Consider the following 16,489-nt stretch of genomic DNA (forward strand, 5'->3'; position numbering starts at 1 on the left):
TCTTGAATATGTTAGATTATGAGAAGTGTTTAATGTTCGCCTTTTAATGAGAATAATTTACATTAGAAGAGACCACCAACAATTTTCCACTTATTTTTTAAATAATAGCGTAAAGCTAGAGTGATTACTCCCAAGATAATATACCCTATCGGTGGTAGAATTGGGTTAATTACTGGTGGAATAAAGGCCTGACTCAACATGATTAAACCAATCCATGCCATCATTGCAACGGTTGATACCATAAAATAGCGTCCATAACCTTTCTGACCTTTAGGCGCATCTAGATTCGGTAAGACCTTTGCTGTTTTCATCATCGCATAACCACCAATGGCATAGTTAAGGATAACTGTTATGATTCCCATGTAAAAGTTGTCCTGGACACTTGAACTACCCGTTAAACCAAATATACCTGTTATTAATGTAAAAATTGCCCCTAACATTAAACCACCGTCTACTGCAATTTGCCAATCAGGGGATTTTTCTAAGTTTTCCTCTTCTTTAACAGCTTTATTAATAATAATTTGACTGGTTTCACTTGGTGTGCCATAAATATGTTTTGCAGTATGCCCGTCTTTTTGTCCTTCTAGGAGAGTATCTACCATTTCCAAATATACCGCTTGACAATTTGATTGTGAAACATGACTAGCACGTAGCTGTCGATCAATATCTAACAAAAATTTTAAATTTCGTTTGGTCAGCTGATCGACTTTTTCTTGTGGTACCCCAGTTAATATAGAACTTTCTTCTGATGGAAGAGAATCCTGATGCTCTTCTCTTTCAACTTCTTGCACCTTTGTTAGTATCTTTTCTTCTTGCTTATCTTTCATCCTTTTTCCTCCTATACATTAAAGCGGAAGAGCATAATATCTCCATCTTTAACGATATATTCTTTACCTTCTGAGCGATAGAGACCTTTTTCTTTAACCGCTTGCTCTGAGCCATACTTAACTAAGTCATCATAAGACATGGTCTCTGCTCGAATAAATCCTCGTTCAAAGTCGGAATGAATTACTCCTGCTGCTTGAGGAGCTTTCATACCTACTTTGAAAGTCCATGCTCTCACTTCCTTCTCACCAGCAGTAAAGTATGTGCCTAAGCCGAGTAGTTTATATACGGATTGAATTAAGCGATCTAAACCAGAAACTTTTAAGCCGTAATCATCTAAAAAGCTTAACTTTTCTTCCTCATCTAGTTCTGCAATTTCTTCTTCCAACCTGGCTGAAACAGGTACTACCTCTGCTCCTTGTTGGTCAGCTAAGGCGCGAACTTGCGCCAAGAACGGATTAGCTTCCGGATCACTGACTTCTTCTTCACCAATATTAGCTACATAGAGCATTTTTTTTCGTGTTAATAAGAAGAGATTATTTACATAAGGAAGTTGCTCATCGTAGAATTCAACACTGTTGGCTAGCTGGTTATGTTCCAAAGCGTCCTTTAACTTTAATAGAACCTCATGTTCTGTCACGGCATCCTTATCTTTTGTACGGGCTAGCTTTTCTACTTTGGCGATTCGTTTATCGATCGTTTCTAAGTCCGCAAGAATTAATTCAAGATTAATTGTTTCGATATCTTCAATGGGATCGACTTTACCAGAAACGTGGGTAATATTTGAATCTTCAAAACAACGGACCACGTGACAAATGGCATCGACTTGACGGATGTTGGCTAAAAATTTATTACCTAACCCTTCTCCTTTACTAGCGCCTTTCACAATGCCTGCAATATCCGTGAACTCAATTGTCGTTGGAATTGTCTTTTTAGGTTTGACAAGCCGGGTGATCTCTGTCAAACGCTCATCTGGGACTTCTACCACTCCTACATTGGGATCAATTGTAGCAAAAGGATAGTTTGCAGCTTCAACTCCCGCTTTAGTAATTGCATTAAATAAAGTTGATTTCCCTACGTTAGGTAGTCCTACAATTCCTGCTGTTAATGCCATAATTTCACTCTCTTTCTAAAGGTTTACTTCTTGATGTTTTTCTATAATTTTTTTCATTTTCTTTTCAAAATCACGGCGAGTCATTGTAACAATATGCTGACAATTTTCACAACGAATACGAATATCCATACCCATACGTACAATTTGCCAACGATTGGTTTGACAAGCGTGTGGTTTTTTCATTTCTACTATATCAAATTTATCATAAATTTTTGAATCCATTTTTGCCCTCCTAGTGAGTTAAGATTTAAACATGGATATTCAATAAGTCTAAAATCCTTGTCAAATCCGAATCATTGACAAATTCGATTTCAATTTTTCCTTTATCTCCCTTAGAGACTATTTTAGCTGGGGTGCCAAACTTTTCTTCCATTTGATTTTCAATAGCCAGCCAAAGAGGTGATTTTTGTTCTTTTTTCATTTTCTTAGCTTTGTTAGGCTGTGTTTGATTATATTTTTGAACTAACTCTTCCAACTGACGCACCGTTAATTGTTCTTTAACTACCTTCTTAGCTAATATTTCCATCTGACTTTTATCTTTTAAGCCTAAAATCGTACGCGCTTGCCCCATCGACAACTTTTCTTCATTTACCAGTTGTTTGATCGGATCGGGTAGTTGAAGTAAGCGGATATAGTTGGCAATATACGGACGACTCTTTCCTATACGCTCAGCCACTTCCGCTTGAGTTAATTTTAGACGGTCCATTAACATATCATATGCTTCGGCTTCTTCTAAAGGGCTTAAATCTTCCCTTTGCAAGTTCTCAATAACAGCTATTTCAATCATTGCCTCTTCGTCAAGTTCTCTGACAATTGCTGGGATAGTCGTTTTGCCGGCCAATTTAGAAGCACGAACCCTACGTTCACCCGCAATAATTTCATAGCCTTTTATTGAAGATTTTCTAATAATGATTGGTTGAAAAACACCCGTTTGACGGATGGATTCTGCCAATTCATTTAAAGCGTTAATATCGAAATGTTTTCGAGGTTGGTATGGATTGGGGCGAATATCTTCTAATTTAATCTCAGTGACCATCTCATGATCATTGGGTACTTCTTCATATGCAGAACTGAAGAGCGCTTCCATACCCCGACCTAATCCACCTTTTCTAGGTTTATTGGTCATTATTGATCACTTCCTCTGCCAATTCTTTATACATAATAGCTCCTCTTGATTTAGGATCATAATCAATGACTGATAAGCCATATGATGGAGCCTCAGACAAACGGATATTTCTCGAAATGACGGTGTTATATACTTTTTCTTGGAAATATTTGCGTACTTCATCGACCACTTCATAGCCTAGATTAGTTCGCGCATCGAGCATGGTAATTAAAACTCCTTCAATTCTAAATTGAGGATTTAATGATTTTTGAACCAATCTGATCGTATTTAGCAATTGACTAAGGCCTTCCAGAGCATAATATTCTGCTTGAACTGGAATTAAGATCGTATCTGATGCCGTAAAGGCATTAATAGATAATTGGCCTAAAGAAGGAGGACAATCGACCAAAATATAATCATAATCTTGACTGACAGCCTCTACCGCTTCTTTCAAACGAAATTCTCGGTCTTCAAAGTTTACCAATTCAATTTCAGCAGCTGCCAAAGAAATGGTGGATGGTACAATATCTAAATTCTCTCTCGATGTTGGAATGATACTTTCTTTTATGGGGACTTGATCAACAAGCACCTCATAGAGACTATTGACAACATCTCCTCTTTCAATTCCTAAACCAGAAGTAGCATTTCCTTGAGAATCTGAATCAATCACGAGTACTTTCTTTCCCATAAAGGCTAACGCCGCTCCCAAATTAACAGTTGTGGTCGTTTTCCCGACACCGCCTTTTTGGTTTCCGATGGCAATCATCTTTCCCATATGCTTCCTCCTTTACTTAATTGGCTGTTTACTCGGCTTGCCTGCTTTGCGTGGATATTTGTTTGGTGTATCCAGTGTCTTTTCAATCAACAAAAGGGTTCTTTCTCCCTCATCTTCAGGTAAGTGCGTTTGTTTGACTTGCGCCAGTTTGGCTCCCAAAACTTGAATCGCTTTTGCTGCCTCTTGTAATTCAACTTGTGTCTGACTATGACTACCTTTTAAAACGATAAATTGCCCTCCTTTTTTTAAAAAGGGTAAGCAATACTCAGCCAAGACATTCAAGGGAGCAACTGCTCTGGCCGTAACCAAATCAAATTGCCCTCGATAATGGCTATCTTGACCAAAATCTTCGGCCCTACCATGGAGTAATTTAATTTGATCTAGGCCTAATTCTGCAGTTAGTTCAGTCAAAAATTGGATACGCTTATTCAACGAGTCAATGATCGTTAATTTTATTTCTGGATAGATGATTTTAATGGGTAAACTAGGAAAGCCAGCTCCAGCTCCCACATCACACACTTTTAACGATTTATTAGCTATTGGAAAATGCCATAGAGACAGTAAAGAATCATAAAAATGCTTAAGATAGACTTCTTCCTTATTTGTAATAGCAGTTAAATTAACCCGTTGATTCCATTCAATTAACTTCTGATAATAAGTAGAATATTGATGGTGCTGGGTAAGATTAACCGATATCCCTTGCTCTTGTAAAGCTTTTATAAATTGATCTTCATTCATATAATCCCTCTTATCGCTTGATTGTGAAACATTGTTTCACAGCATCTTAACTTTACTAAAATAATAGACCAATAGCAACCTGTATCAATGAATATTTTCAAGTAGATTTTTGCAAAAATCTAAGAGCCTTATATATGTCCATTCTTTCTTTTAAAAAACCTCCTCTTAATTAGCTAACTAATTAGGAAGAGGTATTATTAGACCTTATTGTTGGATAAATAATATATTTGGAAAAGAACTAATTTGTTTTAATTTTTGCAATTTTACCCTGTTGAATATAAACGGATAGAATTGCAATATCCGCCGGATTAACACCTGATATGCGACTAGCCTGTCCAATATTAGAAGGTCGAATGAGTTTTAAACGTTCCCGAGCTTCAGTAGCTAAGCTGTCTACTGCATCATAATCGATATTTTCGGGGATAAACTTTTCTTCCATTGCTTTTACGCGATCAACCTTGTGATTGGCTTTATTAATATAACCAGCATATTTTATTTGAATTTCAACTTGTTCACCCACTTGACGACTCACATCTTTTTTCAATATAGGTAACGCATTAATGAGATCAAAATACTTAATTTCTGGTCTTTTTAATAGTTCACTTGCTAGAATACCATCTTTAAGTGGGGTTGATCCCACTTTTGTAAAATATTCTGTTAATCCTTGTGTACTTGGTTTAATACGAATTGAAGCTAAACGTTGCAATTCTTCTTCGACTGCAACTTCTTTTTCTTTAAATTGACGATAACGAACATCATCTACCAAGCCAATCTGATGGCCTTTTTCTGTCAAACGGAAATCTGCATTATCATGACGTAGTAAAAGGCGATATTCTGCTCTAGAAGTCAACAGACGGTAGGGTTCGGTAGTTCCTTTTGTCACAAGGTCATCAATCATGACACCGATATATCCTTCTGAACGTGTGATGATAAAAGGCTCTTTATCAAAAGCCTTGTGACATGCATTAATTCCGGCAATAATTCCTTGTCCAGCTGCTTCCTCATAACCACTAGTACCGTTCATTTGACCTGCTGTAAAAAGGCCAGGTAAATTACGAACTTCCAAGGAAAGGGATAATTGGTGGGGAACAACCACATCATATTCAATCGCATAACCTGCCCGCATCAATTTTGCATCTTCCAAACCTTCTACAGAATGTAATACTTCCATTTGAACATCTTCAGGTAAAGAGGTCGATAGTCCTTGAATATACATTTCTTTAGTATTTCTTCCTTCGGGCTCAATAAAGACTTGATGACGTGGTTTGTCACTAAAACGAACAATTTTGTCTTCAATTGATGGACAATACCTAGCACCCACTCCCTCAACTATCCCGGAAAACATAGGAGCCTTATGAAGATTGTTGCGAATTATTTCATGGGTTTGACTATTTGTATGCGTTAACCAACATGAAATTTGTTCTTGTAAATAGTCTTTATCTTCTGTCAAATATGAAAAATGATTAGCTTGAGAGTCGCCAGGCTGTTCTTCAGTTTTATCATAGTTTACGGATGATTCATGAACACGTGGTGGCGTTCCCGTTTTAAAGCGAGTTAATTCGATTCCTAATTCTAATAAATGTTCAGATAACTTGATCGACGGTAAAGTGTTATTGGGACCTGAAGAATAGGCTAAATCACCAATAATAATTTTTCCGCGTGAAGAAGTACCTGCGGTTAAAACAACCGACTTTGCTTTGTAAATCGCACCTGAGTTGGTAATAATACCACGACATTCGTTATCCTCAACTAAAAGTTTTTCAACAAGGCCTTGTTTGAGATCCAGATTTTCCGTTTCTTCGAGTACTTGTTTCATACTATTTGAATAATCATGTTTATCCGCTTGAGCTCGTAAAGCTTGTACAGCTGGTCCTTTACCAGTATTTAAAAGGCGCATTTGAATGTATGTTCGGTCAATATTTCGACCCATCTCGCCACCCAATGCATCAATCTCACGTACTACAACCCCTTTTGCCGGTCCTCCAATGGACGGATTACATGGCATAAAAGCAACCATTTCTAAATTCATCGTCATTAACAGCGTATTCGCACCTAAGCGTGCGGAAGCCAAAGCAGCTTCTGAACCTGCATGACCTGCTCCAACAACAATCACATCATATTGGCCCGCTTCATAAGTTTGCATTATTTTTCACCTCTATTTTCCATAAATTCTACTTTTTGGTCGATCAGTGTCCCTTTTTCATCATAAGAAAAACTTGCCCAGAAAAAAGGACGATCATCTAAAATCCACTGCAAAAAAAGGTAGTCTCCCTCCCAAGTAGGTTTGTCTAGCACTTTGTCATAGTCAACCCATTCTAAGGTCCCTTCATCACAATCCTTTAATACTTCTCCTTCAAAATCAGTTACTCGATAGACAAATGAATACCAGTCTCTTTGATCTTTGGTAAAATCCGGAAAAGTAATAAAACCTAAGGGAATTAATGATTTAGCCTTGAGACCCGTTTCTTCATATATTTCACGGATGGCACATTCTTTTGGACTTTCGCCCGGCTCAAATTTACCCCCTACGCTTACCCATTTACCTTCATGAATATCATCTTTTCGCTTATTGCGATGAAGTAGTAATAATTGTTTACCATTATCGAGATAACAAATTGTGGATAATTGTTGCATAATTGCCTTCCTACTTTCCTAAACAGAATTGACTGAATAACTTATCTAATAATTCATCTTGAACACTATCGCCAGTAATTTCACCTAAGAGATCCCAGGCCCTTGTGAAATCGATTTGAACTAAATCAATGGGTATTTCCGATTGACAGCCGAGTATAACCTCATCAAGTGCTTGAAGGGATTGCTTTAATAAAGTCGTATGACGCGAGTTTAATAAGTAATTAATATCAGTTGACTCTAAATTACCACTATAAAACAGATCTTCAATTCTTTTTTCCAATAAATCTAAACCTTGGTCTTTTATAATCGAAATAGGGATAATTTCAGACGCTTCCATTTCATTTGACACATCAGAAAAGTCAATTTGACTCGGCAAATCAGTTTTGTTCAATAAAATGATTCTTTTCTTATCATTTGTCAAAGATAGAAGTTCCTTGTCAATATCACTTAACTGTTCAGATTGGTTTAAAATTAAAATGACTAAATCAGACTCTTCCATAATTTTACGACTTTTAGCAACACCAATTTGTTCAACTAATTCTTGAGTTTGCCGGATCCCAGCCGTATCAATTAAGTGTAAGGGGACTCCTTTGACATTAATGTATTCTTCGATCGTATCACGAGTGGTCCCTGCAATATCCGTTACAATTGCCTTGTCAGATCCTGTCAAGTAATTCAACAAACTCGACTTACCCACATTCGGCTTACCTATAATCGCTGTTCGAATACCTTCTCGAAAAAGACGTCCATTTTGCGCTTTTTGTAAAATTTCATTTATTTTTTGTTTGACTCGTTGCGAAGTTTCAATTAAAGTTTGATTTGACATTTCTTCAACATCATCATATTCAGGATAGTCAATCGTAACTTCTATTTGAGCTAAACTTTCTAACATTTCGTGGCGTAAACTTCTAATTTGATTTGACAGGGTGCCTTTTAATTGATTCAAAGAAGCATCCATTGCTTTTCCTGTTTTTGCTTGAATCAGATCCATTAAAGCTTCAGCTTGTGACAAATCAATTCGGCCATTTAAAAAAGCGCGCTTAGTAAACTCCCCAGGCTCTGCTATGCGAGCACCCGCTAATAAGCAAGTTTCAAGGATTCTTTGCATAGCAACAATTCCACCATGGCAATTAATTTCGACAATATCTTCACGTGTATAGGTTTTAGGCCCCTTTAAAATAGTCACCATCACTTCGTCCAAAATTTTTTCATCTTGATCAACAATATGACCGTAATGTATCGTATGACTTACTACTTGACTAAGGTCTTTCCCTTTAAAAATTCTTTCTATAATTGACAAAGCATCCGGACCACTCATACGCACAATACCAATGGCTCCCTCACCAATAGCAGTAGAAATCGCCACAATCGTATCCATAATATACATGCCCATGCCCTCCTTTTATTCATTAAAAAAAGTGCTCCACGAAAGATCCCTAAGTATTTAGGTCGTTCGAAAGCACTTTGACTGCCTATCCATTTATCGTTGCTATTGTATCAAATCACCTAACTTCTTGCAAGATTCTACGATTACTGCTTCAAAATTCTATAAAAAATCGCTACAATGAACTTAGGAGTCGTGATAATATGCACAAATTTGAAATGATTTACTTAGATTTAAAAAACAAAATCAAACAAGGAGTCTACCCTATTCAAAGTTTCTTACCTAGTGAAACGGATCTGGCTAAGCACTATAAAGTTTCTAGAGAAACGATTCGTAAAGCTCAAACCAATCTGATAAAAGACGGCTATTTACATAAACAAAAGGGAAAAGGAGCTGTCGTTTTAGATTATGAGCAATTTTCTCTTCCTGTTTCTGGATTGACTTCTTATCAAGAACTAACTAAAAACCAATCGAGTAAACATATCACTCAGGTTATATTGTTTGAAACCATCTCAGTTCCTGATAATCTAATCGGACTTTATGATCTTGCAGAGGACGAAAAGTTTATTCATTTAGTCCGAACCCGATCAGTCAACCAACAAGTTTTAATTGTAGATGAAGATTATATTCGTTGTAAGTACGTTCAATCCATTCCTGTTAAAGAGGCAGAACAATCGCTTTATCGCTATTTTGAACAAGAACTAAAGCTTGATATTGCGTATGCTGTAAAAGAATTTTTTGCTGAAAAAGCCAATTCCTTTTGTCAAGATTATATGGATATTAGTACAAAAGACTATGTCATTACAGTTAAAAGTCATGTTTTTTTAAAAGATACTAACTTTTTTCAAATGACCCTTTCGAGACATTTGATTGATCGCTTTCAATTTAAAGAAATAGCTTATCGCCGACATTCGATTTAATCTATTAAAAGCCTCCACTTAAAAAATAAAGGGAGGCTTTTTGTTGTTTATTCGATGATTAATTTTTCACGATCTGGTATTGGTTTATCGTTAACTGTTGTTACATTATCATTAGAGGTGTCCTGACCTAACCAAGCTGGATCTATTTCATGAACACCATTTGGTGGATAAGGAATCGAATTGAGTAACATCCCATTAGTGAATACTTCTAATCTGACTTGATTGACAGAATAATAATTTGCTAGATTGACCATCATAGCTATGGCAACTGCTTTTTCGCCCGCTGGGTGTTGATTCATTGTAGCCACGACCCCACTTGAGAAGTTAAGATGGGCAATTCCGTTATTTTCATAAATATCAATGACTTGAATTGCTGGACTTATCCATGCATTATCATAAAAAAAACGTTGAAAAGCTGAAACTAACGTATCATTGGTCTGCCAAGCAAAATCAACATTTTCTTTTTGAATAAAGGGCGTCTCAGTTGATGAACGTGGCATATATACCTCTTCTTTAGTCACTAACATTACATTGTCCGTAATTGATTTTGCAAGGGATTGCTCATCAGTCCCTTTTTGCCATTCAGCAATGATACCCTTATCAGCCGCTATTAACTGGTGTTTTTCTCCTTCTTCCATTTGAATGATCACTTCAACGACTTTCTGATAGTCGTGACCTTCTAAACTTAATTCCCGATACAAACCTACAATTTCTGATTGCATACGATTATCTGAAGTCCATTTTGTTCCTTCTTTGATAGGAGATTGCAAAAGTGTGTGACTTTCTTCTAATTGATTAGTTTTTAAGGGTGTTAATAAATAATTAGTATGAGCCTTACCAACTGGAATTTGACCATATTGTTGTATATTTTCCGTATTCCATCGGTAGAGCTCGATAATATCATTTTCATTATTATTGATTTTACGCACTTGCATTTGTTGTGTCGTTTGATCTATATAATCTACATAAGATATTATACCATTTGAGTATGTTTTCACCTGGTTGGCCTTGTATGGCAAAAAGTCTTGCAAATTATAGGTTACATCCTCTGCTTCTTTCACCCACGATTTGGAATCGAATGTTATCTGATCTGCTGATTTAGAATGCTCTTTATTAGTATCCTCGTCAACTTCATCTTGTTCCTCCTGAGCTTGTTTCTTTTCAATTTTGATTTGATTTTCTTTACTCAATTTAATCATTGGTTCTTGTTTACAAGCTGACAAAGTAAAAATGATGATCAAGAGACAGAATATTTTTTTGCTTGAAACACTCAAATCTGACACCTCCTAAAACAAGCTATATTATATCATAATTCTTCCAACCTTCTAATAAATATTTAGTATTCTATTTTAAATTAGTAGACAGTAAAAAAGACTGAAACTAGGTACTTCGTTTCAGTCTAATGAATTTATTCCTTGAATAAATAAGCAACTGTTTCATAAGGTCCAAATTCTAATGAAGTCGTTCCATTATACCTTTTGTGTAAAGGTCCATTGCCCAATAATGATTTTGCTTTTCTATTTTGATAGGCTTTTGGCATTGTAAAAAGGCGCTCTTGTTCACCAAAGTGACAAATGACTAATAATTCTTGATTTGGCTGGTTTTCACTTTCAAGTTTCCTGACATAAACCATAAAATGAGGATCGTCTAAATATAATCCTCGATAACTTCCTTTTTGAATGATTGGATTTTCCTTACGCAAACGAATAAGTTGTTGGTAATAATGGAATATACCTTCTTGATTTAATTCTTTTTTAGCATTGATATTTTGAAAGTTATTAGCAATCGCTAACCAAGGCTCTCCTTTTGTAAAACCAGCTCCTATTTGATCACTCCATTGCATAGGCGTTCGACTATTATCACGGGATTTAGCTTGAATAATAGACATTATTTCTTCTTCACCAAGACCTTTATCTTTCAAAATACGATAATAGTTTTTTGTTTCAACATCTTGATATTGTTCAATATTTGAAAAGTTTGGATTAGTCATTCCAATTTCTTCTCCTTGATAAATATATGGAGTGCCACGAAGAAAATGAATCATCTGAGCCAGCATTGTCGCTGTTTCAAAAGGATAGTTATCAGTATCTCCAAAGCGAGAGTTGGCTCGTGGTTGATCATGATTGTTTAAAAACAGTGCGTTCCATCCATGACCTTGAAACATTCCTACTTGCCAGTCATCAATTATTTTTTTAAATTGAATAAAATCAAAAGCTGAATTCGACCATTTCTCTCCTTTTTCATAATCAACTTTCAAATGATGGAATGAAAAGATCATTGACAATTTATTTTCGGTCGGATTGGTATAAGATATACCCGCATCAATTGTAGTTGAGGACATTTCTCCTACCGTCACAAAAGAAGCATCTTGACCGAAAGTAGTCTGATTTAACTCTTCAATCCATTGACCTACAATTGGAGTATCTGTATAGAGTGCTTTTTCTTGATTGATATCGACCTGTTGACTATCAACCAAGATAGGCGCTTTTCCAATTACATTTAAAACATCAAAGCGAAAGCCTTTAACTCCTTTATTCATCCAAAATTTAACAACCTCTTGTAAAGACTTTCTAACTTTAGGATTGTGCCAATTTAAATCGGCTTGCGTTTTATCATATAGATGGAGATAATATAAATCTGTTTCTCCAAATTTCTCCCAAGCTGGACCCCCAAATTTAGATTGCCAATTAGTCGGCAATGAACCATCTTCCTTCAAAGGTCTTATATAATAAAAGTCTTGATATTCTTTGTCTCCAGCAAGAGCTTTTTGAAACCATTCATGTTCAGTTGAAGTATGATTAAAAACCATATCCAACATGATCTCAATTTCGTGCTTTTTTGCTTGAATGACTAATTCTTCAAAATCTGACATCGTTCCGAATTGTGGATCAATCGCAGTATAATTACTCACATCATAGCCATTATCGTTTTGGGGAGATGGATAAAATGGACTTAACCAAATCATATCAATCCCTAGCTTTTGTAAATAATCTAAGCGTTGGATGATTCCTCTTAAATCACCAATACCGTCCCCGTTCGAGTCTTGAAAAGAGCGTGGGTAAATTTGGTAAATAACTTTTTGGCTTAAATCCATTTTATACCTCCTTATTTATTATTGAAAAAAGGAATATCAAAATCTAAACCAGCATCTGTTAGAAAATTCATTTTTTTAAAGGTCAAAGTTAGAACAAAAGGCACAACGATCGCAACAGCCATGGCGACAAAGAACCATAACATATACGGTTGTTGGATGACTAAGAAACCTGGTAATCCACCCACACCAATGGAGTTAGCAGTTATACTCGTCATAGTAGACAATAGACCTGCTAAACCAGAACCAATCATAGCTGCTACAAAGGGAAAGACATGTTTTAAAGTAACCCCAAACATAGCAGGTTCAGTTACCCCTAAATAAGCCGAAATATAAGATGGAACTGTAATTTGTGATTCTTCTTCATTTTTACGCGTCATCCACCAATAGGCTAAAACAGCTGAACCTTGAGCGATATTTGATAAAGCAATCATCGGCCACAAAACAGTTCCTTCATTCGATGCAATCAGCTGCGCATCAATAGCATTGGTCATATGGTGAAGACCTGTAATAACCAAAGGTGCGTATAAGGCACCAAATAAGAAACCAAAAACAGCTTTAAGAGGACCGGTTAAGCCCCAAGTTACCCCTTCAGCAATTATATTTCCAATCCACCATCCAATTGGTCCTAAAATCGTATGCGCTAAAATAACGGCAGGTAATAAAGCTAAAAAAGGAACCAAAATCATTGATAAATATTCAGGTACTCGCTTACGCCAGAATTTTTCTAACCAAGCCAAAGCTAACCCTGCAAACATAGCTGGTAAAACTTGTGCTTGATAACCAATCATATCTAATTGGAAAAACCCAAAATCCCATTGAGGAATAGCGCCTTCTGCGAAAGCTCCTGGAGCTTGATAAGCATTTAATAACTGAGGAGAAACAAGAGTAATTCCTAAAACAATCCCCAAAATTTGAGTGGTACCCATTTTTCGAGTAACTGACCAGGTAATACCAACTGGTAAGAAGTGAAAAATGGCTTGTGCTGGTAACCACAAGAAATGATTCACACCACTCCAAAAAGGTGAAACATTTACGATAGTATTCCAAACAGGAGATCCATCCGCATTGGTTAACTTAACGCCATCTTCAACGGCTTGACCTAAAGCTTGAAAACCAACACCTTCTAATATATTACGAAAACCTAAAATTAAACCTCCAACAATAATCGCAGGAATAATTGGTGCAAAAACTTCAGCCAAAAATGTCATTACCTTCTGCCACCAAACCTGGTTCGATTCAGCCGCTGCTTTAACATCTTCCTTGCTAGTGGATGAGATATGAGTTAACTTTACGAAATCCTCGTGAAAATCATTGACTTGATTACCTATAATTACTTGAAATTGACCAGCTTGAGTGAAAGTTCCTTTAACTGAAGGAAGTGCTTCAATTTCTTTAATCTTTGCCTTATCCGGATCTTTTAAAGCAAATCGCATCCTGGTTGCACAGTGTGTCATAGCCCCAATATTTTCTTCTCCACCGATTAACTTTAAGAGTTCTTTGGCATCATGCTCAAATTTGGACATTTTGTGACCTCCTATTTATAAATTTAACTTGTCTATACAAGTTAATAAAATTCTATCATGAAAGCGGTTAACATTCAAACATAATTGCAAAAAAAAATCTCCAAACCTTTCGGTTGGAGATAAAATTTATTATTGAACATAATCAACAACTAAGTAGCGATTAGGATCTTTACCTTCAGAATGGGTTGAAATATGGTCATAGCGACCGAGATAGGCATGAATTTGCTTACGCTCATAAGCCGGAAGTGGATCCAAAATAACTGTCTGTTTAGTCCTTAAGACTTGTTCCGCTGTACGTTCAGCAATTTGTTCGAGAACATTTAAACGACGATCACGATAATCCCCCACATTTAATAAGACAGATATTCTTTTACGATCACGTTTATGTAATAAGACTTGAATTAAAGTTTGTAATGAATTAATGATCTTACCGTGTTTGCCAATGACTAAGCCTGACTTATCTGTTTCAATATTAAATACTAATTGATTTCCTTTTAATTCATATTCAATATGTGATTCTGCTCCATATAATCGAATCACTTCTTCTAAATACTGACAAGCAGCTTGATATTCTTCTTCAATAGATATTTGATCTTGTCCATCATTCATCTCAGTTAAATCTGTTTTTTCATGATCTGTTTCAGTTTCTTCTGTATTTTCTTTTACAATAGATACTTCAATACTATTTTCTTTTTCATGATTCTCATCATCAAAATCAGATTTTATTGATGGACTTTCATTTTCATAAATTTCATTATCAGATTCTTTGACTGGCTCACTATGTTTTTGATTGTTTTGACGAATATAATCCTTTGTTTTGCTAGAAGTTTCTTTACGGGTTACTTTAGTTTTACTGTCAATTCCCGCTTCTTTTTCTAATTTATGGGTTAATTCTTTCAAAGAAAGATCCGTTTTTGCTTCAATATGAACGACAGCTTCTTGTTTTCCAAATCCGAAAAAGCCCTTCTTACCTTCACTGATCACCCGAATTTCAGCTTCATCTCGACTAATTTTCAATTGTTTTAAACCTTTTTCAATGGCTGATTCTACATTTTCAGCACGCACAGTAATATTATGATCTAACATATCATCACTCCTTTTATTTTATTTACGACTCTTAGCTTTTTTCAAAGCCTTACGCAGCTGTCTTTCTTTTTCTTTTTCTTGAGCAATCCGCTCTTGACGTTCTTTTATTATCTTATAAGGATTGTTAAAAATTAAAATAATGATTACAGTAATTAAATTGGAAATGAACCAGTAGAGTGAAATCGCACTAGGAAAAGCAAATGAAATGAAAAAGATCATTAGTGGCATAGTAACCATCATTATTTTTACCGATATATTTTGTTGCGGATTTGTTTTACTATTCAAATAAGTAGTTAAGAAAGTAAATAGAGCCGCTAATAGTGGGAATATAAAGTAAGGATCAGGTTGGCCTAAATCAACCCATAAGAAATGTCCTTGACGTAATAACTCTGTTCTTGAAATGACTTGATAAAGAATGATCATAATCGGAAATTGTAGTAAGGTTGGCAAACATCCTGCATATTGATTAACCCCTTTTTTCTCAAACAGGGCTTGTTGTTCTGCTTGAAGCAATTCCATTGAATGACGGTCTTTATTAGGGTATTTTTCTTTAATCGCATCAATTTCTGGTTGCAATTCCATCATTTTAGATTGCGATTTCATTTGCATTAAAGTCAAAGGAATTAAAAGAATCCGTACTAAAAGAGTAAAAATAATGATTCCTAAACCAAAATTATTGCCCATTAAATGACTCAACCAAATAATAAATTGGGACAATGGAAATAGAATAAATTGATCCCAGAAATTAGTTGATTGGCTAGTGATCGGTTCATTAATGTTACCACATGCAGAAAGTAATACGATAAAGCTGACTAAAAGCGAAAGCTTAAAAAATTTATTGAATTGTTTATTGCTCATTACGACCTCCAGATAATTCTTTTATTAGTGATGGATTAATTATATTGGCTTTCTTCATAACATGGATCATTGATTTTTTTATTTGGGCAAGATTCTTGTCACAAATATCTTTACGGGCAATTAAAAGAAAATCGACTTGAGGAAGAATAGCCGGTTCTATCTCATGTAATGCTTGACGTAAATAACGCTTTATTTGATTTCTCACAACGGCATTACCTAATTTTTTGCCTACTGATAAACCTACTCGAAAATGTTTTTGATTAGGTTTTGCATAAGTATAGATCACCAATTGACGATTTGCCGTCGATATTCCCTGATGAAAAACCTTTTGAAAATCCTTATCACTTTTTACTCGAAATTCTTTCTTCACTAAGCCACCACTCCATTGTTTTAGAGTCCTCTTATCATTATATCAAAAATAACAATAATTGGA

General features: G+C 35.6%; 16 protein-coding genes. 1 reads left to right on the forward strand and 15 read right to left on the reverse strand.

Features of this window, described 5'->3' with window-relative positions; translation table 11 throughout:
• Positions 1 to 62: 62 nt before the first annotated feature.
• The 9 genes from HF969_RS05170 to mnmE all read right to left on the reverse strand — a co-directional run bounded on the left by HF969_RS05170 (position 63) and on the right by mnmE (position 8,578).
• A complete protein-coding gene (locus HF969_RS05170; RefSeq protein WP_090289885.1) occupies positions 63 to 827 on the reverse strand; it encodes a DUF1129 domain-containing protein in 765 nt (254 codons plus the stop codon).
• 11 nt (positions 828 to 838) lie between these two features.
• Complete coding sequence (gene ychF, locus HF969_RS05175; protein ID WP_090289884.1) at positions 839 to 1,939, reverse strand: redox-regulated ATPase YchF; 1,101 nt, start codon at positions 1,937 to 1,939, stop codon at positions 839 to 841.
• 15 nt (positions 1,940 to 1,954) lie between these two features.
• Positions 1,955 to 2,149, reverse strand: a complete 195-nt coding sequence (locus tag HF969_RS05180) for a DUF951 domain-containing protein (RefSeq protein WP_090289920.1) — start codon at positions 2,147 to 2,149, stop codon at positions 1,955 to 1,957.
• A gap of 37 nt (positions 2,150 to 2,186) precedes the next feature.
• On the reverse strand, positions 2,187 to 3,065 hold the full coding sequence (locus tag HF969_RS05185; protein ID WP_090289883.1) for a ParB/RepB/Spo0J family partition protein: 879 nt from the start codon (positions 3,063 to 3,065) through the stop codon (positions 2,187 to 2,189).
• The gene (locus tag HF969_RS05190; protein ID WP_090289882.1) at positions 3,055 to 3,819 is read right to left on the reverse strand and encodes a ParA family protein; all 765 of its coding nucleotides are present in this window, start codon (positions 3,817 to 3,819) and stop codon (positions 3,055 to 3,057) included. The genes HF969_RS05185 and HF969_RS05190 overlap by 11 nt, the downstream gene beginning before the upstream one ends.
• A 12-nt stretch (positions 3,820 to 3,831) precedes the next feature.
• The gene (gene rsmG, locus HF969_RS05195) at positions 3,832 to 4,557 is read right to left on the reverse strand and encodes a 16S rRNA (guanine(527)-N(7))-methyltransferase RsmG (protein ID WP_090289881.1); all 726 of its coding nucleotides are present in this window, start codon (positions 4,555 to 4,557) and stop codon (positions 3,832 to 3,834) included.
• A 238-nt stretch (positions 4,558 to 4,795) separates the two neighbouring features.
• Positions 4,796 to 6,700 carry a tRNA uridine-5-carboxymethylaminomethyl(34) synthesis enzyme MnmG gene (gene mnmG / locus HF969_RS05200; RefSeq protein WP_090289880.1) on the reverse strand — a complete coding sequence of 635 codons (1,905 nt, stop codon included), beginning with the start codon at positions 6,698 to 6,700 and terminating at the stop codon, positions 4,796 to 4,798.
• Positions 6,700 to 7,191, reverse strand: a complete 492-nt coding sequence (locus HF969_RS05205) for an NUDIX hydrolase (RefSeq protein ID WP_090289879.1) — start codon at positions 7,189 to 7,191, stop codon at positions 6,700 to 6,702. Before HF969_RS05205 ends, mnmG begins: the two co-directional genes overlap by 1 nt.
• A gap of 10 nt (positions 7,192 to 7,201) precedes the next feature.
• A complete protein-coding gene (gene mnmE, locus HF969_RS05210; RefSeq protein ID WP_090289878.1) occupies positions 7,202 to 8,578 on the reverse strand; it encodes a tRNA uridine-5-carboxymethylaminomethyl(34) synthesis GTPase MnmE in 1,377 nt (458 codons plus the stop codon).
• 200 nt (positions 8,579 to 8,778) lie between these two features.
• Here mnmE and treR point away from each other — a divergent pair, with 200 nt between their 5' ends.
• Positions 8,779 to 9,495: a trehalose operon repressor gene (treR, locus tag HF969_RS05215; RefSeq protein ID WP_090289877.1), complete on the forward strand. Its 717-nt coding sequence runs from the start codon at positions 8,779 to 8,781 to the stop codon at positions 9,493 to 9,495.
• A gap of 47 nt (positions 9,496 to 9,542) precedes the next feature.
• Here the strand turns inward: treR and HF969_RS05220 are convergent, their stop codons facing one another.
• The 6 genes from HF969_RS05220 to rnpA form a co-directional block, all read right to left on the reverse strand.
• The gene (locus HF969_RS05220; RefSeq protein WP_090289876.1) at positions 9,543 to 10,769 is read right to left on the reverse strand and encodes a hypothetical protein; all 1,227 of its coding nucleotides are present in this window, start codon (positions 10,767 to 10,769) and stop codon (positions 9,543 to 9,545) included.
• A gap of 134 nt (positions 10,770 to 10,903) precedes the next feature.
• Positions 10,904 to 12,589 (reverse strand): alpha,alpha-phosphotrehalase, encoded by a 1,686-nt coding sequence (treC, locus tag HF969_RS05225; RefSeq protein ID WP_090289875.1) that lies wholly within the window; start codon positions 12,587 to 12,589, stop codon positions 10,904 to 10,906.
• Between the two features lie 11 nt (positions 12,590 to 12,600).
• Entirely contained in the window at positions 12,601 to 14,112 is a 1,512-nt protein-coding gene (treP, locus tag HF969_RS05230) for a PTS system trehalose-specific EIIBC component (protein WP_090289874.1), read from the reverse strand.
• A 129-nt stretch (positions 14,113 to 14,241) separates the two neighbouring features.
• A complete protein-coding gene (gene jag, locus HF969_RS05235; protein ID WP_090289873.1) occupies positions 14,242 to 15,198 on the reverse strand; it encodes an RNA-binding cell elongation regulator Jag/EloR in 957 nt (318 codons plus the stop codon).
• An 18-nt stretch (positions 15,199 to 15,216) separates the two neighbouring features.
• Positions 15,217 to 16,056, reverse strand: a complete 840-nt coding sequence (yidC, locus tag HF969_RS05240) for a membrane protein insertase YidC (protein WP_090289872.1) — start codon at positions 16,054 to 16,056, stop codon at positions 15,217 to 15,219.
• Positions 16,046 to 16,426: a ribonuclease P protein component gene (rnpA, locus tag HF969_RS05245; protein ID WP_090289871.1), complete on the reverse strand. Its 381-nt coding sequence runs from the start codon at positions 16,424 to 16,426 to the stop codon at positions 16,046 to 16,048. Before rnpA ends, yidC begins: the two co-directional genes overlap by 11 nt.
• Between the last annotated feature and the right edge of the window lie 63 nt (positions 16,427 to 16,489).

The organism is Facklamia miroungae (assembly GCF_012396555.1).
GTDB lineage: Bacteria > Bacillota > Bacilli > Lactobacillales > Aerococcaceae > Facklamia > Facklamia miroungae.

Excerpts from the sequence above, each read along its gene's own strand:
- yidC (WP_090289872.1), bottom strand. The coding sequence starts at position 16,056 with ATGAGCAATAAACAATTCAATAAATTTTTTAAGCTTTCGCTTTTAGTC.
- rsmG (WP_090289881.1), bottom strand. The coding sequence starts at position 4,557 with ATGAATGAAGATCAATTTATAAAAGCTTTACAAGAGCAAGGGATATCG.
- jag (WP_090289873.1), bottom strand. The coding sequence starts at position 15,198 with ATGTTAGATCATAATATTACTGTGCGTGCTGAAAATGTAGAATCAGCC.
- mnmG (WP_090289880.1), bottom strand. The coding sequence starts at position 6,700 with ATGCAAACTTATGAAGCGGGCCAATATGATGTGATTGTTGTTGGAGCA.
- mnmE (WP_090289878.1), bottom strand. The coding sequence starts at position 8,578 with ATGTATATTATGGATACGATTGTGGCGATTTCTACTGCTATTGGTGAG.
- treR (WP_090289877.1), top strand. The coding sequence starts at position 8,779 with ATGCACAAATTTGAAATGATTTACTTAGATTTAAAAAACAAAATCAAA.
- HF969_RS05170 (WP_090289885.1), bottom strand. The coding sequence starts at position 827 with ATGAAAGATAAGCAAGAAGAAAAGATACTAACAAAGGTGCAAGAAGTT.
- ychF (WP_090289884.1), bottom strand. The coding sequence starts at position 1,939 with ATGGCATTAACAGCAGGAATTGTAGGACTACCTAACGTAGGGAAATCA.
- treP (WP_090289874.1), bottom strand. The coding sequence starts at position 14,112 with ATGTCCAAATTTGAGCATGATGCCAAAGAACTCTTAAAGTTAATCGGT.
- HF969_RS05205 (WP_090289879.1), bottom strand. The coding sequence starts at position 7,191 with ATGCAACAATTATCCACAATTTGTTATCTCGATAATGGTAAACAATTA.
- HF969_RS05185 (WP_090289883.1), bottom strand. The coding sequence starts at position 3,065 with ATGACCAATAAACCTAGAAAAGGTGGATTAGGTCGGGGTATGGAAGCG.
- HF969_RS05190 (WP_090289882.1), bottom strand. The coding sequence starts at position 3,819 with ATGGGAAAGATGATTGCCATCGGAAACCAAAAAGGCGGTGTCGGGAAA.
- treC (WP_090289875.1), bottom strand. The coding sequence starts at position 12,589 with ATGGATTTAAGCCAAAAAGTTATTTACCAAATTTACCCACGCTCTTTT.